The sequence below is a fragment of the Gleimia hominis genome (assembly GCF_032085515.1).
GTDB lineage: Bacteria > Actinomycetota > Actinomycetes > Actinomycetales > Actinomycetaceae > Gleimia > Gleimia hominis.
This window is the reverse complement of sequence record NZ_JASXSX010000001.1, coordinates 1,065,681-1,086,867: the sequence shown is the minus strand read 5'-3', so window position 1 is coordinate 1,086,867 and position 21,187 is coordinate 1,065,681. Positions and strand designations below refer to the sequence as shown.

21 protein-coding genes and 1 other RNA gene are annotated in these 21,187 nt (G+C 58.7%); 7 read left to right on the top strand and 15 right to left on the bottom strand.

Annotated features, from left to right (window positions below; all coding sequences use genetic code 11):
- Positions 1-21 precede the first annotated feature (21 nt).
- The gene (locus QS713_RS04570; RefSeq protein ID WP_376779553.1) at positions 22-384 is read right to left on the bottom strand and encodes a DUF3499 domain-containing protein; all 363 of its coding nucleotides are present in this window, start codon (positions 382-384) and stop codon (positions 22-24) included.
- An 89-nt stretch (positions 385-473) separates the two neighbouring features.
- Here QS713_RS04570 and QS713_RS04565 point away from each other — a divergent pair, with 89 nt between their 5' ends.
- A complete protein-coding gene (locus tag QS713_RS04565) occupies positions 474-911 on the top strand; it encodes a metallopeptidase family protein (protein ID WP_313272797.1) in 438 nt (145 codons plus the stop codon).
- A gap of 241 nt (positions 912-1,152) precedes the next feature.
- Here QS713_RS04565 and QS713_RS04560 read toward each other — a convergent pair whose 3' ends face one another.
- From QS713_RS04560 to QS713_RS04550, 3 genes are read right to left on the bottom strand one after another with little or no spacing between them, the layout of a single operon-like run.
- Positions 1,153-2,544: a DUF5719 family protein gene (locus QS713_RS04560; protein WP_313272794.1), complete on the bottom strand. Its 1,392-nt coding sequence runs from the start codon at positions 2,542-2,544 to the stop codon at positions 1,153-1,155.
- Positions 2,534-5,683: a glycosyltransferase gene (locus QS713_RS04555; RefSeq protein WP_313272792.1), complete on the bottom strand. Its 3,150-nt coding sequence runs from the start codon at positions 5,681-5,683 to the stop codon at positions 2,534-2,536. The genes QS713_RS04560 and QS713_RS04555 overlap by 11 nt, the downstream gene beginning before the upstream one ends.
- Before the next feature lie 12 nt (positions 5,684-5,695).
- Entirely contained in the window at positions 5,696-5,983 is a 288-nt protein-coding gene (locus QS713_RS04550) for a WhiB family transcriptional regulator (RefSeq protein ID WP_284667740.1), read from the bottom strand.
- Between the two features lie 146 nt (positions 5,984-6,129).
- Here QS713_RS04550 and QS713_RS04545 point away from each other — a divergent pair, with 146 nt between their 5' ends.
- The 4 genes from QS713_RS04545 (at position 6,130) to QS713_RS04530 (ending at position 10,106) form a co-directional block, all read left to right on the top strand.
- Positions 6,130-6,876 carry a hypothetical protein gene (locus QS713_RS04545; protein ID WP_313272786.1) on the top strand — a complete coding sequence of 249 codons (747 nt, stop codon included), beginning with the start codon at positions 6,130-6,132 and terminating at the stop codon, positions 6,874-6,876.
- A 101-nt stretch (positions 6,877-6,977) separates the two neighbouring features.
- On the top strand, positions 6,978-7,355 hold the full coding sequence (locus QS713_RS04540; protein WP_313272783.1) for a DUF2304 domain-containing protein: 378 nt from the start codon (positions 6,978-6,980) through the stop codon (positions 7,353-7,355).
- Positions 7,352-8,653 carry an LCP family protein gene (locus tag QS713_RS04535; protein ID WP_313272780.1) on the top strand — a complete coding sequence of 434 codons (1,302 nt, stop codon included), beginning with the start codon at positions 7,352-7,354 and terminating at the stop codon, positions 8,651-8,653. Before QS713_RS04540 ends, QS713_RS04535 begins: the two co-directional genes overlap by 4 nt.
- Positions 8,646-10,106, top strand: coding sequence for an LCP family protein (locus tag QS713_RS04530; RefSeq protein WP_313272777.1), 1,461 nt, complete (start codon positions 8,646-8,648; stop codon positions 10,104-10,106). The genes QS713_RS04535 and QS713_RS04530 overlap by 8 nt, the downstream gene beginning before the upstream one ends.
- Before the next feature lie 99 nt (positions 10,107-10,205).
- Here QS713_RS04530 and galE read toward each other — a convergent pair whose 3' ends face one another.
- The 4 genes from galE to QS713_RS04510 form a co-directional block, all read right to left on the bottom strand.
- Entirely contained in the window at positions 10,206-11,177 is a 972-nt protein-coding gene (galE, locus tag QS713_RS04525) for a UDP-glucose 4-epimerase GalE (protein ID WP_313272774.1), read from the bottom strand.
- 53 nt (positions 11,178-11,230) lie between these two features.
- Entirely contained in the window at positions 11,231-12,553 is a 1,323-nt protein-coding gene (locus QS713_RS04520) for a sensor histidine kinase (RefSeq protein ID WP_313272771.1), read from the bottom strand.
- Positions 12,554-12,591: 38 nt separating this feature from the next.
- Positions 12,592-13,263 carry a response regulator transcription factor gene (locus QS713_RS04515; protein ID WP_102216565.1) on the bottom strand — a complete coding sequence of 224 codons (672 nt, stop codon included), beginning with the start codon at positions 13,261-13,263 and terminating at the stop codon, positions 12,592-12,594.
- A gap of 136 nt (positions 13,264-13,399) precedes the next feature.
- The gene (locus QS713_RS04510; RefSeq protein WP_313272768.1) at positions 13,400-14,476 is read right to left on the bottom strand and encodes an adenylate/guanylate cyclase domain-containing protein; all 1,077 of its coding nucleotides are present in this window, start codon (positions 14,474-14,476) and stop codon (positions 13,400-13,402) included.
- A gap of 360 nt (positions 14,477-14,836) precedes the next feature.
- Between QS713_RS04510 and ssrA the strand changes: the two genes are divergently transcribed.
- Positions 14,837-15,206: a transfer-messenger RNA gene (ssrA, locus tag QS713_RS04505) on the top strand.
- A 145-nt stretch (positions 15,207-15,351) separates the two neighbouring features.
- Here ssrA and QS713_RS04500 read toward each other — a convergent pair.
- Positions 15,352-15,660, bottom strand: a complete 309-nt coding sequence (locus tag QS713_RS04500) for a thiamine-binding protein (protein ID WP_102216073.1) — start codon at positions 15,658-15,660, stop codon at positions 15,352-15,354.
- Between the two features lie 69 nt (positions 15,661-15,729).
- Here QS713_RS04500 and QS713_RS04495 point away from each other — a divergent pair, with 69 nt between their 5' ends.
- Positions 15,730-16,041, top strand: coding sequence for an antibiotic biosynthesis monooxygenase family protein (locus QS713_RS04495; protein WP_313272765.1), 312 nt, complete (start codon positions 15,730-15,732; stop codon positions 16,039-16,041).
- 6 nt (positions 16,042-16,047) lie between these two features.
- Here the strand turns inward: QS713_RS04495 and QS713_RS04490 are convergent, their stop codons facing one another.
- The 6 genes from QS713_RS04490 to ftsE all read right to left on the bottom strand — a co-directional run bounded on the left by QS713_RS04490 (position 16,048) and on the right by ftsE (position 21,187).
- The gene (locus QS713_RS04490; RefSeq protein ID WP_313272763.1) at positions 16,048-16,404 is read right to left on the bottom strand and encodes a DUF488 domain-containing protein; all 357 of its coding nucleotides are present in this window, start codon (positions 16,402-16,404) and stop codon (positions 16,048-16,050) included.
- Positions 16,405-16,406: 2 nt separating this feature from the next.
- On the bottom strand, positions 16,407-17,387 hold the full coding sequence (locus tag QS713_RS04485; RefSeq protein ID WP_313272761.1) for an NADPH:quinone reductase: 981 nt from the start codon (positions 17,385-17,387) through the stop codon (positions 16,407-16,409).
- A 110-nt stretch (positions 17,388-17,497) separates the two neighbouring features.
- A complete protein-coding gene (gene smpB / locus QS713_RS04480) occupies positions 17,498-18,016 on the bottom strand; it encodes an SsrA-binding protein SmpB (protein WP_102216566.1) in 519 nt (172 codons plus the stop codon).
- A gap of 165 nt (positions 18,017-18,181) precedes the next feature.
- The gene (locus QS713_RS04475; RefSeq protein ID WP_313272758.1) at positions 18,182-19,474 is read right to left on the bottom strand and encodes a M23 family metallopeptidase; all 1,293 of its coding nucleotides are present in this window, start codon (positions 19,472-19,474) and stop codon (positions 18,182-18,184) included.
- A 106-nt stretch (positions 19,475-19,580) separates the two neighbouring features.
- Complete coding sequence (gene ftsX, locus QS713_RS04470; protein ID WP_102216078.1) at positions 19,581-20,495, bottom strand: permease-like cell division protein FtsX; 915 nt, start codon at positions 20,493-20,495, stop codon at positions 19,581-19,583.
- A 2-nt stretch (positions 20,496-20,497) separates the two neighbouring features.
- Positions 20,498-21,187: a cell division ATP-binding protein FtsE gene (gene ftsE / locus QS713_RS04465; protein WP_102216079.1), complete on the bottom strand. Its 690-nt coding sequence runs from the start codon at positions 21,185-21,187 to the stop codon at positions 20,498-20,500.

Here is a 21,187-nt window from a genome sequence, read left to right as displayed (position 1 = left end):
CGATCATATCCTCGCTGCGCCCTAACCGCCCTCTACTATCCGAAAGTGGTGGCGCCTCTTCGCAGCACTGTCACCGCGCCCCGGTTCACGCCGTGCCGCCGGCGGGTTGTTGCCCGCAGGTTTGCGTCCCGCTTCCCGCACCGCGTCCGCCAGTGCCAGCAGGTCATCGGGTGAAGGTGGAGCGGGTTCGAAGTTCGTTTCTAAGCGGATCACCTGCCAGCCGCGGGGCGCTGTGAAGTTGTGGGCGTGCTTTTCGCACAGCTCGTACGCGTGCGGCTCCCGGTTGGGTGGTAGGGGTCCTAAGACAGCTGTGGCCTCAGAATAGTCATACGTCAACGAAGCTACCGCCGCTTCACGGCAGGTAGGTCGGGAACAAACTCGCATCGCACTCACCCATCCAGAATAGGTGAATGTCCAGGGTTTCTGTAGGCCACCGCGCCGGTACAGCGGCGAGCATGGTTTAGAATGCAGCTATGCGTCCAGTGGTTCGGAACCGAGATAGGCATGGCAGAGGCGCGCGCGGCCCCCTGTTTTCCCCCGTCGTCCCCGCCCGCCGTACGTGGTCGGAATCGTTCAACGAGATCGTGATGATGCATGCGAACGAAATGGCCGCCAGGTACCCGCAGTTGCGAGAAATTGAGGTGGCGGTGGAAGACTGTCCACCCGTTGATCCGGCACCGTGGGAATCCCCGATGGTTAACCTCTGCCGCGCTTTCGCAGTGGATCGAATGGCTGGCCTGCGGGCCCGGATTATCCTGTACCGACTCCCAATCAGCTACCGGGCTGGGCGCGCGAGCCACCGCGAGTTCTCGTCGGGTTTGCACGCGTTCGTGCGGGCACTACTTGCGGAGCAGTTCGGGGACCTCACGGGAATAAACCGCGACGACCTGCTGCGCGGCCCCAACGATTAAGATGCGCGGCCCCAACGATTAAACCAACCATTAAACCACGCGGATCCCGCGCCCGGAACGTCCGCGTCCGGGAGTTATACGCACAAAACGCCCGCAGTGAACTAGACGCGCACGAAGCGAGTTATGCGCGCATAAGGCACCCACGCTGGCGAGTTGTGCCCGTCCGACGCGCCTGTGTTAGCGAGTTATGCGCTCATAAGGCACCCACGCTGGCGAGTTGTGCACGCCCGAAACGCCTGCGTTAGCGCGTTATGTTCAGCTGTAGCGGGGGGTTAAGCTGAGTGGGATCCGTCAGTGGTAACGAAGCGATTGCCGGTTGATCCCCTGTTTTTGTGAGCGTGACAGCACCGAAGAGGGGGCGGTCCGCACTCACCTGCACGTTGCCTTTCGCCGCCACCGTGACCGTGGAGTTCGCAGGCACCGTGACCGGTTTGCCCATCACGCGAGCGTGCGCTGGTTCCCCCGCTGGGTTCACGAGCGACAGTTCCGCATTATGCCCCGCTAAGTCGGGAACCAGTCCCCCGAGGTTCTTGCTGGCGGCCGCGGGCACCCATACGCCGCGGTCGGACACCGCGTCGCCATCTTCGTTGCGTTTTCCCTCCACGTCCGCTGTGAGCACGCCCGTAACTGGCACTGACGAGTCTACTGTTATCCCCACTTGCGGCCCTGGCAACCCATCCATGTTCAGTTCCAGTACCGCTCCAGCATCAACCGTGAGGTCCGTGGCGCCCGGCACGTCCTGCATTCCCTTAGGTGTGAGTGCCTGCACCGTCACCGCCGCGTCTTTTTGCCCGGGGTTCACGAGCCGCAGCCGCGGGTGTGAGTTAGTGGCCGCGAACCCGGGAAACACGAGTTTGCGTTCCAGTTGCGCAGCCGGGCCAGTCACATTCATTCCCTGAGGGGCTACGCCCGCCACCGAAGTGGTTAGCAAACTCATTCCGAGGGTGGGTCCATCGACGCGCGCATGCACCGCGAGCGCCTCCTCCTGCGGAAAATAACTAGCTAAATTAACGCGTACGCTACTGAGCTTGGGGACCACCACGCTGGGGTGAATATCCAGGGGGCCAACGGAAGTCCAGGCCTGCAGGCTCACGTTTGCCGCCGCATCCGACGGATTGGCTAAGACCAGAACGGATTGATTCCCAACCGCGGTGGACGCGCCCGCGAACCAACCTTCCATGGTTGGAGCGTCGCACTGGCTCCACGCTAACCCGTTGTCATGCGCGGTGTGAGATTGCGTAACCGCGGAAGTGTAAACTCGGGTGTCTGCCTGGGTGCGCACCTGAATGCGCACTGGATCACGCAGGTTCTTTGCATTCTTTCGGTCTACCTGGCTGCCGGGACCGTTAGTGCTCAGCGTTTGGAGTTCATCGACCCACTGGCCCCCATCTTCAAGTACCTGAAGGTCACCGGCGACAGTGTCTGCCCCATCGGCCGCTAGTGCCTGTGGGATACAGGTGAGTTGGGCCTGTGAGTTTTCCAGCGAAGCGGACACGGAAGCGGGCGCGGTTTGAACCGCAGCACTGGAAGTGAATACGTCAATGAACCCAGTGGCTCCAAGTGCGCCGGCGCACACGAGCGCAGACACGCCCAGCGCAGACAGTTTTAATCCTTCTTTCCAGTTAAACGGCACTGCGGCGCCTCCTTCTAACAGGAATGAGCATGAGTCCCAACCCCACTGCGGTCACGGCACACGCCACCCACCAGGTGTAAAGCCACGGGTTGCCGTAGTAAACATGCACCGTTCCGCTGCTCGTGCCCATGTCGAAGGCTTGCTGCCACCCGTGTTGGGTGGGCTGCAGCGCTTGGCCTTGCACCGTGGCGTGCCAGTTAGCGTCCGCGCGTTCGGTGAGCGTGAGTTTCTGCCCGGCCCGCGCGGTCGTCTCCGCACTTATGTAGCCGCTACCCCGCGCTGCAGCATCGGCGTATAACCGGGCTGGGGCTTGCCCATCCGGGCGCACGCGCCAGAGGGTACCTAACTCCGATTCCCCTGCGCGTTGCAGCGCGCCGAATGAATCTAGAGTTGCCATCGTCCGGTCTCGCGCCACCCCGGTTCCAGGGGCGAGTGCGATCTGGTCTATCGCAAAGCTTTGCAGCGCCCGCGCAGTGGTTTCATCTGGGGCTTGCACCAGCCGAGTCAGCATCTGCGCCAGGTCCCTGTCTTCCGCACTACCCGTGGTGAGCGCGTCCACCGTATCCGTTTGCTTTACCGCATGGGAGCTGTCCGCTTGTTCGTCTGCGTGAGCACTTTCCGCTTGCTTGACTGCGTGGGCCCTGTCCCAGCGTAGGCGCGCACTCGAATCCGCCAGTTGAGGTCCTTGCGCCCGCCGCACGGCTGCGCTCAACCGCCCCGCGTCCGCACTCAGTACCAGCAGGCGCGTGTGCCGGCTCGAATGCTGAGCGTCAACACTGGCTAGAGGTGCGCGCGGGGCGTGGGTTTGCACACTCTGGTCGGTGTCGACCGCCCGGGGAAGCCACGTGCCGATCACGGTGAGGGGCGCTGCCATTGCCAGCACGAAGCCCACGGCCGCGGCCGTGTCGAACGCTCGGCGGTAACGGGTTGCGCGGTTGGGTCGGTCCACTAGGCACAGTGGTACGAACGCACGCAGCGCGGCCACGATTAGTGCGACTGCAGCAATGCTGAGCGCGGTCCCGGGCCAGGCCCGCACCCACGAATCTTGCAGGTCCACGACCGTGCGGGTGGTGAGGTTGGCTACCACCAGGCTGGCTGCTGCGAACAGCATCAGCACGCGCACGCTAACTGCCTGCCTGCGGCTCGCCAGGGCGCCGAGCGCACAGATTCCAACGAGTGCGGTGGGCAGGAGCCAAATAATGTAGCCCGCAGTTGTTCCCACCCATTCGTGGGGAATACCGAGCAGTAGGTCCAGGCTTGAGGGGGCCGCGTAGTCGAGCGCCTGCCCGTTTTCGGCCAGTAAGAACTGCACGCCTTGTTGCATGCCAAGCCCGAAAGTGTGCGCATACGTGGGGGCGAGGAAAACTGCGGTTGGCAGGGCGGTCAGCAGTAGTGCCCAGCGGTGGTTCCTACCGCGCACCAGCAAGATCGCGATCAGCAGGAGCACTAGTGCAAACGTCCACGAGGCGCTGCTGGCAATCACGAGGGTGGCCAGTGCAGCTATGGCCGCGTACTCGCTGCGCACCGGTGGGGTTTGCTCGATTTGGTTTTGCGCCCCGCGGATCAGCAGCGGCCGCGCGGACCCACTGGTACGCGTTATCCCAAGCACTAGTAGTGGCAGGGCAACGTGTGTGCACACCGCGGCTAGGCGCCCATCGGACCAGGCGAGCAGGAACGTGGGCAGGCCGGTCCACACGGTTGCGGCAATGAGTCTGAGCGCAACCCTTTGACTGTGCGCGCCGGCGGCCGCATACATCGCTGCCCAGGCCAGTGCGGGGGCAAGCAGCCAAAACCACAGCAGAACGGTTTGCGGTTGGATGGTGAAAACCGCGAACGGGGCGGTGAGTAAGGCCCAGACTGCGAGCAGCGGGTCTGTGGGCCCGGGGTATCCGCCGGCAGAGAACACCCATCCGCCCCAGGCTTGTTTAACTAGGAGCAGCCACGAATCTGGAAGGTTCACCCACGCCTGCCCCCATAGTCCGGTGACTACCGGGCGCAGTAGAAGCACGGTGAGGATGAGGGTAATGAGTGCGCCCGCGGCCGCGCCAGCGCGGGTTCTGGCCCGGTGGTTGCGCAGTAGGCGCGCAGCGATGGGTTCCAGTTGTTGCGCGGGTTCGCGACGTTTTTCTTTGCGCGCCCGAATGCGAGCCGCTCGCGTCACTTCACGGTTGGACACCTCGAGGTGCCGCAGGACGCTGCGGGGTACCCGCGAGGTTCTGCGGATGCGACGCTGCGCTCTGAAGACGTCGGGCGTTCGGCGCAGAACCTGCACCATGGCTTGCCATTCAGCGCGGCCCAGTTCGAAGTTTTTGGTAACCACTCGCCACGCCCATCGCAGCGCCGTGACGACGGGTAGGAACGCTAGCATCACCCACGTTAGTATCGCCGGTGCGGCCACCAGGGCGTTGTATATTTGCGCGCTACGCCGCGGCGCATACGAGCGGTCTATCTGAGCTTCAGCATGGTCTCTAACGGCCCGGTATGAGGCGCGGGCGTGCCGAATCTTTGCGCCCGGCGCGACGACTACGCGGTACCCGGCCAGGCGGATTCGACGGCCGAACTCTAAACCGTCCCCAAATGGGCCCAACGCGGGGTCGAATCCGTCTAGGTGCGTGTAAGTATCGGTGCGGACCAGCATCGCGGCGGTCCCCACGGCGAGCACGTCCGCGGTGTCGTCGTATTGCCCCTGGTCTATTTCTTCTGCCGCAATGTCGTCCATTCGCCGCGCGGTTCGTGACGCTTTAATCCCAACTGACAGCAGGCGCGTGGGGTCGGACCACGCCATGTACTTTGGGCCCACGGCTCCGACGGTGGGGCCGTTAACGGCGGCACGTTCCAGTTCTTGCAGGCAGTTCGTTAGCGGCGCCGCGTCGTCGTGCAGTAGCCACATCCAGTCGCAGTTGGTAATGGTTGGGTCTTGTTCGATTGCTTTTTTGAGGGCGTCACCGAAGTTTTGGCACGGCCCCACGTGGAGGGTGCGCACGTCCTCAAGGTCAACATTTTGGTTGGACCAGTCGATTACGAGCAGTCGATCTGGCAGGCGGGTTTGACGGGTGACCGCAGCGATCGTTTCTTGTAGATACGGAGTGTTCCCACCGGTGACGATCAGGGCGGTGATGGAGTTAGTTTGCGAGCTCATCACGCGGACTCATTAAACGGCGCGGCGTTTGTACGCCCTTCGTTCCCGCTCGGACATGCCACCCCAAATGCCGAACCGTTCGTCGTTGGCGAGTGCGTACTGCAGGCACTGTTCCCGAACCGCGCATTCTTGGCATACGGCTTTGGCTTCGCGGGTGGAGCCTCCCTTTTCTGGGAAGAATGCCTCTGGGTCCGTCTGCGCACACAGGGCATTTGCCTGCCAAGCTAAAACGCCGTCGTCGAGAGAAACGGTACCCTGATTATCGATTGTCAGCGGACCGTCACCAAGAATATTCCACACTGGTTTTCCCCTCGATTGCTTTTTGTTGCCTTTTAGAATTACACGCGTGTTATTCCGCATAGTCAAGTTGTTTAAGAGTATATGAGATTACTCTACTTTCTGACAGTCGCTTCCCGCCCGGACTTTTTGTGTGCCAAAGTGACAGTATGTTTTCTTTAGACACCTTGAGGGCACTCGAAGCGTCTGCTGAGCCGTGTTTAACGTGGTACGGGCAGGCGCGAACGGAACTCGTTGGCTCAAATGTGGCCCGCTGGATTTCCAAGTGCGCGGGCGCGATTTACGAGTTCGCAGACGAGCAGGCTCACGTGGCCGTGGCGATGCCCCCCTCATGGCAGGCCCTCATGTGGCTTACTGGAACTGGTTTCACTGAGGGTACCGCCCTGTGGTTCGCAAACCCGGCACACGTGGAGCCTGCGGAGTTTGAGGTAATCATCACGGACAACGCGGACTGGGCAAAGCGGTGGGCTGCAGCAGACCCGGGCCTGGTGGTTGCACTGCACGACCTCTCCCCCATGGCACTGGGGTGGACCGGTGAGCTCCCGGCAGGCGTGGTGGACGCCATTGCACAAACCCATGGGCAACCCGACCAAATGGAGTTCCTGCCCGCACCGGTGTGCGAAGTACCTCAGGAAAACGAGCCTGAAAACACGCACGGAAACCCGGTACCTTCAACTGTGCGTGCGGGAAAGGCAAGTGCGGGGCTGGTGGAAGCACTCACGTCAGAAGTAGCGATTTTTGACGCTACAGCTGCGCCTAACCCGCGTGGTTGGGCAGCGCGAATACTATCTGGATTTGAACAAAACCGGCGTGTACTATGGGTCGGTTCCGGGTGGAAAGTGGGCTCTGTTATAGAACAGGAAGGCATTGACCCACACGCGCTAGAGTGGAAATAACTATGTTTTTGAACCAAAATGGGACAATGTTACGCGTGAGTTTACTAAGAGCGTGGCACTCGAATACCAGCAAGCACACGACCTTGAACGGGGAGTTTTAAGTGACAGCAGTACTGGGTTCACAGTGGGTTGTTAAGACCCTATTGATCTTGGCGTTATGCTTCGTTGGGTTAGTGATGATGCAGCCTGTGCGCACCGCCAAGCACTTGGCTGTCCGCCGTCTGGGCATCTGGCTGTTCATACTGTTAGCCATGATCGCGGCCGTATTCCCCACCCTACTCACTCGCGTTGCGAACGCCGTGGGCGTTGGGCGTGGGAGTGACCTGCTGCTATACGGACTCACCCTGGTGGTTATTTCAACAATGATCACGTCGTACCGGCGCGAATCCAATATGGAAAAGCGCCTCACCCGGCTGGCACGTCACCAGGCGCTACAAAACGTTCTCCCACCACGAGCCTCCGACAGGAGCGGCGAATGAGCACTAACACCCCGAACGACCCCACGCCGGACACGATTCAACGCAATGTTAAACGCCGCGCAGAAGACGCGTTAACCCTCAGTTTTCCCCGCCGCTCCCGCGTACGGAAAAAGCAGAAGTATCGTCACGCCACGGACCTCAAGACCAAATCCAGATGGAAAAAATACGTGGCCCTAGCGGCCCTAGCGGCTGTTCTTTTCGCTGTCACATTTGGTGGATTACTGTACTACGACCTCAAAAACTCGCTGGATAATAATGCGCTGAATTTGGATTCGTTTGAAGACCACAATAAGCAACCGAACCTGGTGGACTCATATGCGGGCAAGGCACTGAACGTCCTCGTGGTCGGGTCTGATCAGCGTGCAGACCAAGACTTCAATCAAGACAATGAGGAGGGAATGCGCAACGATGTGACGATGGTGCTGCACATCAGCGCAGACCGCTCGCGCGCCCAGTTCATTGCGATTCCGCGAGATACCCTCATGAACCTACCTGCTTGCAAACTAACCAATGGTTCGCAGACGGTACCGCACTACGGCCAGTTCAACTGGGCGCTGGGCCTGGGAGCGCAAGAAAACCCGAAGAATATGGCCGCGGGTGTGGCGTGCGTGAAAAAGACCACGGAGGCTCTCACGGGGATTGATATTAACGAAGTGATGGTCGTTGATTTCGACGGGTTCATCAAGACCGTGGAAACCCTCGGTGGAATCGAGATGTGTTTTGACGAACCCATTCACGATTACGAAGCGGATTTGAATATTGAGGCCGGATGCCACGTGTTGAACGGAGATCAGGCACTCGCATACGCGCGGTTGCGCCACAGTCTCGGGTCGGGTTCGGACCTAGACCGGATCACTCGCCAGCAGCAGATGATCGGCAAAATTGTAGCGACCGCAAAAGAGAAGGGGTTGGGAGATTCCCTCCAGCTTTACAACTTCGTGAAGACGGCATTGGAATCCGTGAAGACATCGAAGAACCTCACGAACCTGTCTGTGAGCGCGGGGCTCGCTAACTCGCTTAAGGACATTCCGGGTAGTGGAGTGCAGTTCTCCACGATGCCGGTGGATCCAGACCTGCAGGATTCGAACCGGGTGGTTCCAAACCAAGACACCGAGAACATGTGGAACGCACTCAAGAACGACAAGCCGTTCCCAGCGGGCACCACTTATCGGACCATGGATGGATCCTGGTTTAAGGTCCGCGAGGATGGCTCGTTAGAACCCGACAAGGAACACTCTAAGGACTACGACAAGCCCAACCAGCAGTACGTTCCGGAACGGCCGCGGACCAATGGCTAACCCCCCGTCTTTTAACCCGAAGGGTCGCCGGGTGCGCCCTTCCTCAAGTGGTGCCAAACGGGTTTCCCGCCGTTCCAGCAGCGGGCAGCCGCTCCCCAGCGAAGATAGGGATAACGCCGTTCGGCGCTCTCCCAGCGGTCGCAGTTCGTCTTCAACCCCTGCGCGGGACCGGGTTTTTACGGCCAGGAACCAGGCGCGTTCGGTACGCCGCCAATCCGTGTTCCACCAAAACCAAGCGGGCGCGGCCACTGATCGTTCTGAGGCAGCTGCAACCGACCGCGATTATTACCGCGCGCAGGCGGCCCGCAGGGAGGGCGCTTCTGCCAGGGAAGCTGCTTATGCCCAGCAGCCCCCGTCGTATGCACCAAGTGCAGGTAGGCGGCGACCCGAGAGTGCGAACGTAAATCGCGAGTATTCACCTCAATACAACCGCGGGTACAAGCCGCAGTATTCGAATCCACCAAGCGGCCCGAGCGCACCTCCATCAGCCCCGGTTCGGCGGCGCCGCCCTCACCGCGGCCGCCGAGTTGTGCTCACGACCTTACTTGTACTTGTGTTACTGGTGGTGGCGTGGCCTGCTTATTTAGCATTTTGGGCGTCTACACAGATCAGTCACGTTGACGCGTTGAGTTCCGCCCCAGCGCAATCGGGCACCACGTACCTACTGGCCGGTTCAGATTCGCGTGATGGCGCCACCCCAGACGACGGCACTGAAGGCGGGCGCACGGACACGATTTTGCTGCTGCGCCGCGCCCCCAATGGGCAGACTTCCCTCGTGTCTCTACCGCGCGACACGTGGGTGAACATTCCAGGTCATAACCAGAATAAGCTGAACGCCGCGTACTCTCTCGGTGGCCCATCGCTCATGGTTGAAACCGTTGAGGGACTAACGGGCCTCAAGGTAGATCGATACGTAGAAATCGGTATGGATGGTTTAAAGTCCGTGGTTGACGCCGTCGGCGGGGTGAACCTGTGCCTTGATTACGACGTGAACGACCACGATTCGCAACTGGTTTGGAAGTCCGGGTGCCACCGTTCCAACGGGGACACCGCGCTGGCGTTCGCGCGCATGCGCATGGCAGATCCCGAGGGGGATATCGGGCGGGCGAAACGGCAGCGGCAGGTTATCAGCGCTATCTCATCTGAAGCTATGACCCCATCCTTGCTGCTGAACCCGTTTAAACAAAAAGCACTCGTCGGGGCAACCGCGCACGCGCTAACTACGGACTCCGGCACGGGTTCGTTTGGCGTGGCGCGGCTGGCGTGGGATTTCCGTTCCGTAATGAAGTCGGACCTGAACGGCGCTCCCCCAATCGCGCGCATTAACCTGCCTACCTACGCGGGGTCGGCGGTGCAGCTCGATGAAGAACGCACCCCCAGCTTCTTCGAAAAAATGAAAGACGGCACTTTAACGCAAGCAGATTTGAACCAGGTTCGGGGCGTGACCTACTAGTAAAATCCCCCTCCAAGCCGGTTATTTATTGGCTGGAGGGGGTGGCCTGCCGGTTAGAAACAGCTTGCTCGTTGGAGCGGTTACCTAAGCTGCAGTTACCTATTGGCGCGCCTTCCACGCGTCCCAGGCGGACCGAACTATGTCGTGAACACTGTGCGTCGCCTTGAATCCCAGGTCCGTGGTAATGCGCGTGGTGTCAGCGATTAGGCGAGGTGGATCGCCAGCCCGCCGCGGCGCTTCTTCCACTTCCAGTTCCAGGTTTGACACGCGGCGCAGTTCGTCAATGATTTCCTTAACGGATGTGCCTTTGCCCGTTCCGACGTTGTAAACGTTGTGGGTCTGCTCCCCACCGGATTCCAACGCGTCTAACGCGTCAATATGGGCTTTCGCCAGGTCGGTGACGTGGATGTAATCGCGGATGCACGTGCCGTCAGGTGTGTCATAGTCAGTTCCGAAAATCACCGGGTTCTTGCCCTGCTCTAACCTCGACAGCAAGATTGGAATTAAGTTGAGGGTAGCGGGGTCCTCTAAGTCTGGCCAACCACAGCCCGCAGCGTTAAAGTACCGCAGCGCTGTCCACCGCAGTCCCCACGCGCGTGCACTGTTCGCCATCATCCATTCGCCCACGAGTTTTGTTTCCCCATACGGGTTGATGGGATGGCACTGTTCGTCCTCTTTAACTACCTCAACGGGAGGCATCCCGTAAACGGCTGCTGAGGAAGAGAAGATTAGTTGCTTAACGCCGGCTCGTTCCATTGCTGTCATGAGGTTCGCTAGCCCACCCACGTTCTGCTGGTAATACCAGTTGGGGCGCTGCACGGATTCACCCACCTGCTTGCGAGCCGCGAAGTGGATAACGGCACTGACCTCGTGCTTCTTCATCGCATCTTCCAGGATGTCGCACGCAGGGTCGGTGGAAACATCGAGTTCAATTAGCTCCGAATTACCGATCCGATCGGCCTTACCGTAAGAAAGATCATCAACTACCACGACCGTGTCACCGCGTTCTTGCAGCAGCCGCACGACGTGCGCACCGATATAACCGGCGCCTCCTACAACCATAATGCTCATGTGCTCCAGCTTACCCTTTTTGGTTTCACCGTTCCGGGACCAATGCTAAGCAATCACAGGCGCCGGGAGCGTCTTCCCACTGACACGAGCGGACCTTGGGGCATAACTACATCGGGGTCGAGGGATGCGGGCATGGCGGCGAGTGAAATCGTGAACTCCGCGGTGGCCGCATCTGTGAGTTCCAACCGCCCACCAGCACTTTGCACGAGTGAACGCGCGAGAGGCAGGCCGATCCCGGTGGAACCGTGGCCGGACACACCTTTTTCAAAGATCCGCTGCTGCAGGTCCTCGCCCACTCCTTCGCCCTCATCGGACACCACCAGGAAGACGCTGCGGCTGCTCGTCCCGGGGCGGCACACCACCCGGGTGGTCCCATCCCCGTAATTCAGTGAGTTTTCAATGAGGGTCGCGAGGGCTTGTGACAAGATCGACGGATCCGCCAGCACGGGCTGCGCTGCTTCATCTTTGAACACGAGTTCGCGGCCCTGCGCTTCGAACGCAGACTCCCACTCTTCGCGCTGCTGGTTGAACACTTCTAGCACGTGTACTGCTTCGGTATTAGCCCCCGCTTGTTTCGTTTGCGCAAGCAGATCACTAACGACTTGCGTGAGCCGATCCACCTGCTCCAAACACGCGTGCGCTTCCGTTCGCACGTGGTCGTCGTCAGTGGTGAGTTCGATTTCTTCCAGCCGCATGGAAAGCGCCGTGAGGGGCGTGCGTAACTGGTGTGACGCGTTGGAAGCGAACTGCCGTTCCGCAGCAAGGCGCCCAGCCATGCGCTCTCCGGTGCGCGCCAGTTCTTCTTGGACCAGGTCAATCTCCTCAATCCCAGAAGGACGCACCCGGGCACGCACCTGGCCCGCACCAATCTGCTCGGCTTGCGCAGCGAGGTAAATTAGCGGAGCGGAAATCTGCCGGGAGCCGCGTAAGGCTAACCACCAGCCGGCGGCTAGGGAAACGACTATGCCCCCCACGTACGCTAGACACACGCGGAAGATGCGCCAGCCCACCGTTTTCGCGGACTGCTCGATGCGCACTGTGGCACCGGAGGTAGTTACCGTCATCCCCCGCAACCTTGGGCCCACGACTTCTTTTCCGATCACAATGGGGTCGTGTCCAGGAGCGTAGATCCGGATCATCGTTGCCACATCCGACCCGGAGCTGCGCGCCCACAAGTCATCAATGTTGCGAACCAACGGTTGCCCTTCGGTGATGCGACGTTCAATCGCGTTCCCGATTGTCTGCGTTCGCATCTGCACCACGTTTTCTTCTGAGTTCCACACGAGCATAGAAGAAACCACGATCGCGGGAATCCCGAGGATGAGGACCGCCACGGTCACAGCCGTGGCGATCATTTTTATGGTGCGTGAACGCAAATTAACCTACTACTAGTCGAACTGAAGCCGGGAGCTTGCTATTTTTCGAACCGGAACCCCATGCCGCGAACCGTTGAGATGTAACGCGGACGCATAGCGTCGTCACCCAGTTTGCGGCGCAACCAAGAAACGTGCATGTCCAAAGTTTTAGTGGATCCAGTTGGGTCCGATCCCCACACTTCCCGCATCAGTGTTTCGCGCCCCACCACGTTGCCAGCTTCTCGCACTAGGACGCGGAGCAGTTCGAATTCCTTCACGGTAAGCTGCAGTTCTTCGTCCCCTAAGAAGGCGCGGTGTGCGTTCACATCTACCCGCACGTCCTGGGCGATCAAGTCCCCTTCGTGGTCTTCTCCGGAGGCGCGGCGCAGCAGTGCGCGCACGCGGGCCAGCAGTTCTGCCAAGCGGAACGGTTTTGTCACGTAGTCATCGGCCCCGGCGTCGAGGCCGACAACCATGTCTACCTCGTCTGCGCGGGCCGTTAGAATCAGAATCGGTGTGCTCAACCCTTCGGCTCGTACCTGGCGTGCCACATCGAGTCCGTCCATGTCTGGTAATCCCAGGTCCAGCACGATGAGGTCGCTGCGAGCTGCTTCTTTGAGTGCTGCTCCCCCAGTTTCGTGCGCGCGCACCTCGTAGCCTTCGCGTGAAAGTGCACGCGTGAGCGGTTCTGCAATGGCGGTATCATCCTCTACCAAAAGTACTGTAGTCACGGTGTTTCCTAACTTTGTGTTCCCCAACTAATGGTGGACGGTTCTTCAATGTCGTCAGTTCTGTAGGGAAAAACCCAATCTCAAATTGCACTTTACCATTATTTTATTGTTTGGCGTGACGTGTCCGTGGTCTCAATTAGTTCTCGTTTGGTTCCATCTCTTCCCACTTGTCACTCGTCTTGGTTGTCACTAGAAAAGGTACTACGCGCCCTACTCCGCGTAAGTCCGCTTCTTTTGCCGCTTGCACTTCGTACTGTTGCCCCGCTTCGCCGTTCGCGATGTGGGAGGCGGTGGTTGCGTCCGTTAATATCTGCCCCACTGGGGCAACATCTACTAGTCGAGACGCGAGGTTAACGGATGGTCCGAACACGTCTCCGGATCTGGAGAACACGGACCCTTGCACCACGGAGGCCCGCACCGGCAGGAGTTGCCCTGAAGAGTTGATTTCTTCCACCAGGTTTGTAACTACGTTCAGACCGGTGTGCAGGTCGTCTGCGATGTAGAACGCGGCGTCGCCAATAGTTTTCACGAGCCTTCCTCCCGCTGATGGGATTGCCATGCGGCACACGGTTTCGAACTTGTCGATTAAGCCCACGAGGTCTTGACTGGGCAGTTTCACGGAGTTGGACGTGTAAGAAACCATGTCTACAAATCCGAGTGTGCGGATTAGTGGGAAGTGGTCGCGTTCGTGTTCCATTCCCCGGTGCCCCACTTCTTGATCTAGCCGGTGTATGAGGGAGTTGAGTTGGCGGCGCCACGAGTAGATTAGTTCATCTTCAAAGAACTCGAAAAACTCGCGGAATTTGTCCATTACCATTAGGCGGGCAGTGGTGTCGTCGAGGGTGTGGCGCCGCGCCACGTCTGCGATCAGCGCTTCTGACTGCCATAGGGTTAACCGGTCGGTAATGTGAGATTGCGCGCGCACCAACGACAGGCCGGTGGGGAGGTCGATTTTGCCTGATTCGATGAGGTCCGTCCACCTCTGATAGGCCCGTAGGTCCTCGGGGGTGAATTGAACATGATCCGGTTCTGGAGGTTCAAACCCCATCGCAACCCAGTACGCTTTAACGCGGGACAAAGGCGTTTCTGTTTCGGTGGCGAGGTCGTGAGCGGTCAGTGATGGGCGCCCACCTAAGAGTTCTTTTTGGTAGGCGTCGGCCGTTGAGTGGCCCTCGTTGAACTGGCTTTCATTAGAATCTTCAGTGGCACGCATCACACGCACACTTTACACTGTTTTAGCCTTCGCTGCTATCACTTTACGAAACTACCGCCGCAACGCCACAGTAGCACCAACGCCAAGTTATGCCATTCACCGCTTCCTCTTCGCAACCAACCATTTAGAACCCGTTTAGGGATTGCCTTTACGCCGCCGTGCGCATATACTAAAAGACCGCATTCAGAGCGCACTACACTCAAGTGCTAGGCAGGCACGCGTGTTAAGCAGGTTTCGCCGAATTTTTCGGCACTCTTGTTTACAAACACGTTGAAGATGCGCCGGTGGCACGTTGACGATGTGTCAATAGCACATTGAAGATGCGTCAGCAGTTCTGTTTGCGCAATTGCGAATTGCATAGGGGGCGATCGGTTTCGACAGCGTTGATTGATCGGTATGAAGCGGGCCGAGGATGTTTACTGACCTCGTTAACCACGTATTCAAACAATAGGTGCTGAACATAACCGCACCGACTTCGCACTCGCAGCCTAAGCTAGCGAGCAAGTCCGTCAGCCCGGGTGCTGCCTTGAGCCCGGATCCTGGCGTCGTTTGCAAGGCCACTGGGTTTCTATCGCGTTAACCGGTAGCGACCGACACTTAGTTAACTGAGCCAGCCCTTCGCGTGTCTGCGCGTTAAGTGTTGGCTGAGAAATTCTCTTCGCAGACTGCGCCCGGAGAAGACATCGGGTTTCAACGTTGGACACGGGTTCAATTCCCGTCGCCTCCACCAACTAGATGCTGGTTTGGACACAATCCAAACCAGCATCTTTTTTATGCCTTCCCGGGCGTGCTCAGGCTTATATACTGGTTTGCTTTTCTTGGGGTCCCCACGTGGCTGCGTACCCCTGAGGTCTTAATCAACAGTTGAGCAACAACTACTTGTCCTCACCAATAAGTGCGTTAACGCGTTCCACTTTCGCGCTCAACTGCCCCTCATAACCCGGGCGAATATCTGCCTTCATCACCAGGGAGATGCGGTTAGTGTGTTTATTGAGCTCGTCCACGCATTGCTTTACGACCGCCATGATCTCATCCCACTCCCCCTCAAGAGTGGTGAACATGGAAGTGGTTTCGTGCGGTAAACCTGATTCGCGCACCACCTTAATCGCAGCAGCCACAGCTTTAGCTACCGACCCATCGGGATCATCAGTGGACTGCGGCGCGATTGAAAACGCTAGCAACATGATCGTGTCCTCTCTACACAGGTTTGTTTTTTGCAAGACAGTCTGAGTTTATCGCGATACGGTAGACTCATGAGTATTATCGTTACGAATGAATTACATATTCCAGTTGAACGTGCAGAACAAGTTATCGCCGGGTTCGAAGCCAACTCCAAAGGACTCGCAGAAGCGGAGGGTTTTGAAGGGTTCGACCTCGCTCAACCCACCGACCCGCAGGACGACCGCTGGCTCGTAATCACCCACTGGAAAGATGAGGAATCATACCAGGCTTGGGTAGATTCTGACCACTTCGCGAAATCGCACAAGCGCGGAGCCGAGTCGCGCAAAGCAACCACCAACGTAGTGCGCCACTACCTGCGTGCCTTCCGCGCACCTGGAAACTAGCAGAAGCTAACTGCTCTTAAGCAGGTCGTGCAGCACCTGGGCAGCGGAAATCTCCACATCTTTCGTTGCCGTGACTAGTGTGACGTTGCGGGTGTGAGTTAGTTTCTGCAACTCCTGCCACTGCTCAGCGTGCTGCTCGTCTTGCAGTTCCTGTTCGTATCGAGATTTGAACTCCTCGAACTTATCTGGGTCGTGCCCGTACCATTTACGCAGCTGCGAAGACGGCGCGACCTCTTTAAACCACTTATCGATCTGCGCATCCGCTTTCGCCACACCGCGCGGCCACAAACGGTCCACCAGAACCCGCGCCCCATCGGCTTTCTGCGCTTTTTCGTATGCCCTGCGTATATGCAGTTGAGTCACCGTTATCCCTCCTGAAAACTTATCATGAGGATCCGCCCGTCTCTAACGGAACCAGATTCCAACGCCTCGTGAGCCTCCCGAGCCCGATCAAGTGGCAAGCTCAAAGCGACGCGTCCGCGCAACTCGTGGGCAGCTAAACCAGCGTTAATGTGCTCAGCAGCTGCGCGCAAATCCGAAACCGAAGCGTTCGACGCGGCGAAACCGCGAATAGAACAGTCACGCGTGTACAAACCCCCAACCGGTACCTGAAGCGCGTCCTGCATCCCGGCGGTCAGCAAGAGTTTGCCCCCGTGGTTCATCAGTTCAAGCGCCTCCGAAGCGTCTAGGGCCGAGGCTGTTTGCCACCAAATATCCACGCCCTCACTAGCTGCCGTGCGGACCTGCTGCACCCAGTTTTCATCGTGGTAATCCACCACCGTGTCCGCACCTAGCTCGCGGCAGTACCCGTGGTTACGAGCGGACGCGGTAGCGATCACGCGGGCACCAGCGCGGCTCGCCATCTGAATCGCCGCGCTGCCCACCGCACCGGAGCCACCACCAATCACCACGGTTTGCCCCCGCGTCAGACCGCCCTCACGGAACAAACCTAAATACGCAGTCAGACCACCGTGGAGCACCACTGCGGCATCGCGCGGCTCCACCCCCTCAGGCAATGGATACAAACGGTTGGCATCCACGCAAACAAACTGTGAATACGCGCCGTTACGACCCGCGTACCCCAAAGAATTCGTCCACACCAAGTCACCGGGAGCGAACGCGGAATCTTCGGACTGCTCCACCTGCCCGACCAAATCACGTCCAATTGTGAACGGCGTAGGCAATGGGGTGCGATATGCCCCGGAACGCACAAACAGGTCCACGTGATTAACTTCGGATGCAATGAAGCGCACGAGCACCTGCCCGGCCTGTAAAACCGGCACGGGAACATCCCCAGTTACAATATTAGATGCAGGCCCAACTGCTTTAACTACTGCTGCTTTCATACTTTTCACACTAGTACAGTGCGTTCAACTAAGCAGGTGCAGACCCTAACTGTGGCGACCGCGTACCGCCTAACTGTAGCGACTGCCTACCGTCTAACTGTGGCGACCGCCTACCGGTGGCCTTTTGCGAAGCGCTGTATCTCCCGCTGAGCCTCCCGTTTATCCTGCGCCTCGCGCAGTGCCTGGCGCTTATCCCACTCCTGCTTACCCTTCGCAAGCCCGATCTGTACTTTCGCGATCCCGCGCACAAAATACAACTCCAGCGGCACAATCGTGTACCCCTTCGCGGCGCTGCGCTGCCCCCACTTCGCGATCTCTTCTTTATGCAGCAGCAGTTTGCGCTTGCGCGTGGGCGCGTGATTCGTCCACGTCCCCGCCAAGTACTCCGGGATATTCGCCTGGTGCAGCCACACCTCGCCGTCGTAAATCTCCACCCACGCTTCCGCTAACGACGCCCGGCCCATCCGCAACGCCTTCACTTCCGTACCCGTGAGTGACAATCCGGCCTCTAACCGGTCCTCAATAAAATAGTCGTGCGTAGCCCGGCGGTTGCGGGCAATCACTTTCTTCGCATCCGACGCTTCCTTCGCCTTCTGCGCCGCCGTTTGCTTCTTCCATTCCTTCGGCATCGTCATTCCCCTCAATCGTGCAAACCAGGCCTCAAACTGCTCTAGCAGCCAAAATACCAACCAAACCCCAACTACGCCGCGGCCCGCTACGAAACCTACCGGTCTGTAGCACGCGCGCTGTGGCCTCCGCGGGTGGGGCTGCCGGGGCTCATGCGTCGGTTCGAGCTAGAAGTACTGGCTCCCATCAACACTTTGCCCATTCACAATGAACTCGTAGTGTAGGTGGCAGCCCGTGGAACGTCCAGTGGAACCCACGTATCCCAGGGTGTCACCGCGCGACACCCGCTGTCCCACCGACACTACTTGCCGCTGTAAGTGCATGTACATCGCCTGGTAAGACTTCCCGCCAATCAGCCCGTAGTTAACCGTCACGTAGTTACCAGAAATACCGTTGTAAGAAACGTCGGTGACCTGCCCATTAGCCGTCGCAATCGCATTCGTGCCACACGGGGCCCCCAGGTCAGTTCCCTCGTGAACAATCCACATTCCCAACACGGGGTGGTACCTGCCACCAAATGGCGAGGTAATCGGGTAAACACTGGGCAACGGGTAACCGAACGCAGACGAAGTGGCCACTGCTCCACCAGAACCAGTGGTCGGTGCAGAAGCCTGCGCGAACTGTGCTTTCGCCCGCCGGTTCTGCTCATCAATCTGATTAATCTTCGCCTGCGCCGCATCCCGCGCTGCCTTCTGCTCCTGCAGCTGCTTGGCTACCTGCGACTTACTCTGCTCAGCCTTCTTCGCATTCGACTTTTCTTCCGACTCTAAGTCGCGCAGTGTCTTCAACTTCGCGTCCGCACTCTTAGCGGCACTGTCCGCCGCTCCCCGTGCCTGCGCCGCCTTCTGCTCGAGTTTCTTCACCCGATTCGTGAGGGTTTTTTGGCGACTCATCCGGTTCTTAATCGCCGCCAACTCCCCCTGAGCCGCTTCCAGCACGCTCGACTGCGAACGCGTCATCGTCTGCGCTGCTGCCGCCCGGCTAGAAATATCCGCCGTAGACTCAGCGCTGAGTGCCAACACGAGCGGAGAAGACACTTCCCCTGCTGACCGGTAGTACTCACGCGCTAAATCTGCGATCGCATCCGCACTCTGATCCGACTCATCCTGCCTAGCCTGGGCTTGCTCATTGAGCTTATCGAGCTGCGCCTGCGACACCTCCAACTGGTTCACCGCTGCCTCGTGCTCGCGCTGCGCTGCTGCCAGTTTAGACTTCGCCTGCGTCACCTGGGTGCGGGCCCCCGGCAGCTGGTTGCGCACGTGCTGCAGATTCGCATACAGCTTCGCCAAGTTCGCATCCAAACCGTTCAACTGGTTCGCCAACTCCTGCGATTTCGCCGCCGCACTGTCGCGCTTACTCACCTCGTCGTCACGATCCGCGAACGCTAACCCACCGGTCAGTGACAGCGCACAAAGCCCCGCCGTCACAGCTGCGGCAATCGAGCCAGCCCGAAACCTCATACTACTTCCTAACACTCAGTGCCTTAACCGGACCCTCACTACGCAAGGCGCCACAGGCAACAGTTAAAAACCGTAGATACCAGTTAAACCCTACGCGAAACGCCCCCTAAACCTTGGTGTAACGCGCCAACGACACCATGGAAGCAATCGCTGCCAACAAGATCGCTGCTAACACCAACAGTGGCGCCACAATCAGCAGATGTTTAACGCCCACGAAGTTAGTCCACATCATCGAAGGCGCCAACCAATTATCCACCAGCATGTGCAAACCACCCCACAGTGCTCCCACTGCCAGCACCGCGCCGGTAAGCGCCGCGAGCGCCCCCTCAATCATAAATGGCAACTGAATCGTCAGCGTAGACGCCCCGACATACCGCATAATCGTCGTTTCTTTCTCCCGCGAAATCGCGGATAGGCGAATCGTTGTGGTAATCAGCAACACCGCCGCGACAATCATCACGCCCGCCAGGCCCAATGACAGCATTTTCGCCCGATCCACCACGTCAAACAGGGGTTCCACCACGTCGCGCTGGTCCTTAATTTCCGAAATCCCCGGGGTCCCAGCGAACTCCTCCTCAATAAACCGGTACTGCTGCGGATCCACCAGTTTCACACGGAATGCGGCCTGCAGGGAATCCGGTTTAGTCCACCGCACAATCGGATTTTGAGGCGCGATCTTCTGGAAGTTCTCATACGCCTCCTCCTTCGTCTCAAAATGCACGCTCTTCACGTACGCGGACATCGCCGGTGACTTCAGTTTCTTATCGACAGCGTCAATCTGCTCCTGCGTCGCCTCCGCCTGGTTACATGTGGCCATCAGGTCCTTCTTGGCACACATGTAGATCGACACCTCAATCTTGTCGTACCACTGCGACTTCATCATCGACACTTGCATCTGCGCCAACGCCGCAACCCCCACAAAGAACAGGGACACGAACGTCACAATCACCACTGACACTGCCATCGCCTTGTTGCGCGACAGGCCTTTACCAACTTCAGAAAGAATATAACGTCCTCGCATACCTACCCCTGTGTCCCGTAAACGCCGCCCTTTTGGTCACGAATCACGTGGCCTTCATCCAGCTCAATCACGCGTTTACGCATCTGGTCAACAATATCCGCATCGTGCGTGGCCATCACCACTGTGGTTCCCGTTCGGTTAATCCGCGTGAGCAAACGCATGATCCCCAGCGACGTTTCCGGGTCCAAGTTCCCGGTCGGTTCGTCTGCCAGCAGCAACTGCGGCCGGTTCACCATAGCGCGCGCGATCGCGACACGCTGCTCCTCACCCCCGGACAGTTCGTAGTGCATCCGTTTTTCTTTCCCAGAAAGCCCCACGAGCTCCAGTGTTTCTGGCACCTGGATTTGGATCTGGTGTTTCGGTTTCCCCAGCACCTGCATTGCGAACGCCACGTTTTCGTACACGGTTTTGTTCTCTAATAGTTTGAAGTCTTGGAACACCATGCCGATCTGCTGACGCATTTTCGGCACGTGCCAGCGCGAAAGTTTACCCACGTTTTGACCCAGCACCCACACGTCGCCGCTGGTAGCTTTTTCCTCACGAATAACTAGCTGCAAGAATGTGGACTTGCCGGAACCGGATTTACCTACCAAGAACACGAACTCGCCGCGTTCAATTTCCAGTGATATGTCACTGAGCGCCGGGATGGCTCCGCGCTGATATATTTTGGTAACTTGATCGAATCGAATCAT

Excerpts from the sequence above, each read along its gene's own strand:
- QS713_RS04570 (WP_376779553.1), bottom strand. The coding sequence starts at position 384 with ATGCGAGTTTGTTCCCGACCTACCTGCCGTGAAGCGGCGGTAGCTTCG.
- QS713_RS04565 (WP_313272797.1), top strand. The coding sequence starts at position 474 with ATGCGTCCAGTGGTTCGGAACCGAGATAGGCATGGCAGAGGCGCGCGC.
- QS713_RS04555 (WP_313272792.1), bottom strand. The coding sequence starts at position 5,683 with ATGAGCTCGCAAACTAACTCCATCACCGCCCTGATCGTCACCGGTGGG.
- QS713_RS04545 (WP_313272786.1), top strand. The coding sequence starts at position 6,130 with ATGTTTTCTTTAGACACCTTGAGGGCACTCGAAGCGTCTGCTGAGCCG.
- QS713_RS04535 (WP_313272780.1), top strand. The coding sequence starts at position 7,352 with ATGAGCACTAACACCCCGAACGACCCCACGCCGGACACGATTCAACGC.
- QS713_RS04530 (WP_313272777.1), top strand. The coding sequence starts at position 8,646 with ATGGCTAACCCCCCGTCTTTTAACCCGAAGGGTCGCCGGGTGCGCCCT.
- galE (WP_313272774.1), bottom strand. The coding sequence starts at position 11,177 with ATGAGCATTATGGTTGTAGGAGGCGCCGGTTATATCGGTGCGCACGTC.
- QS713_RS04510 (WP_313272768.1), bottom strand. The coding sequence starts at position 14,476 with ATGCGTGCCACTGAAGATTCTAATGAAAGCCAGTTCAACGAGGGCCAC.
- QS713_RS04500 (WP_102216073.1), bottom strand. The coding sequence starts at position 15,660 with ATGTTGCTAGCGTTTTCAATCGCGCCGCAGTCCACTGATGATCCCGAT.
- QS713_RS04495 (WP_313272765.1), top strand. The coding sequence starts at position 15,730 with ATGAGTATTATCGTTACGAATGAATTACATATTCCAGTTGAACGTGCA.
- QS713_RS04485 (WP_313272761.1), bottom strand. The coding sequence starts at position 17,387 with ATGAAAGCAGCAGTAGTTAAAGCAGTTGGGCCTGCATCTAATATTGTA.
- smpB (WP_102216566.1), bottom strand. The coding sequence starts at position 18,016 with ATGCCGAAGGAATGGAAGAAGCAAACGGCGGCGCAGAAGGCGAAGGAA.
- QS713_RS04475 (WP_313272758.1), bottom strand. The coding sequence starts at position 19,474 with ATGAGGTTTCGGGCTGGCTCGATTGCCGCAGCTGTGACGGCGGGGCTT.
- ftsX (WP_102216078.1), bottom strand. The coding sequence starts at position 20,495 with ATGCGAGGACGTTATATTCTTTCTGAAGTTGGTAAAGGCCTGTCGCGC.
- ftsE (WP_102216079.1), bottom strand. The coding sequence starts at position 21,187 with ATGATTCGATTCGATCAAGTTACCAAAATATATCAGCGCGGAGCCATC.